At 34.4% G+C, this 584-nt stretch carries 2 protein-coding genes; both read left to right on the plus strand.

Going from position 1 to position 584, the window contains the following annotated elements:
* Positions 1-252, plus strand: a 252-nt coding sequence (locus IEX22_RS15480; protein WP_229660115.1) for a hypothetical protein, incomplete at its 5' end; no start/stop codon positions are given.
* Positions 240-584: lipid II flippase MurJ (locus IEX22_RS15485; RefSeq protein WP_229660116.1), on the plus strand; the 345-nt coding region annotated here is incomplete at its 3' end. The genes IEX22_RS15480 and IEX22_RS15485, both read left to right, overlap by 13 nt.

Here is a 584-nt window from a genome sequence, read left to right on the forward strand (position 1 = left end):
AAACCAATTATCCATTTTTTTCAGAATAGTAAAGATCAATACTTAAGCTATCTTCAAAAGTATCCTCTATCTATGTCTGTTGATTACAATAAATGTGAGAATGCTGAAACATTTGACGCTATACTAAAATTTCTCACTGATATTAAAGGTGAGAGGTTACCATTTCATTTAGTATCAAGAAATTTTTTTGATTGTACTCCCGGTTATGTTGGTGATTTAATGCTAAGAGAAATTGAAGCATGTCAAGACTAGCATTAATTCTAATTATTATTTCGATAATGTCTCAAATAATAGGCTTTCTTAGAGAGTCTATACTTGCATTTTTTTTTGGCGCGACTGAGATTAGTGATGCTTACATTATATCAGTTGTCACGCCTGGACTGGTTGCTGGCTTCATAGCTTCCGGCGTAACCTCAACGTTTATTCCAGCTTATGCAAAGCTAGCTACAAGAGATAGGAACAGTGCGCTTAATTTTACTGTAACCTTTTTGGCATTCTTGATTGCGTTAGGTCTTCTTCTTTGTATAACATGCTTCATTTATGCGGATAGGATAGTTAACTTAATGGCCGTTGGCTTTTCATCT

The organism is Tersicoccus solisilvae (assembly GCF_014643255.1).
GTDB lineage: Bacteria > Actinomycetota > Actinomycetes > Actinomycetales > Micrococcaceae > Tersicoccus > Tersicoccus solisilvae.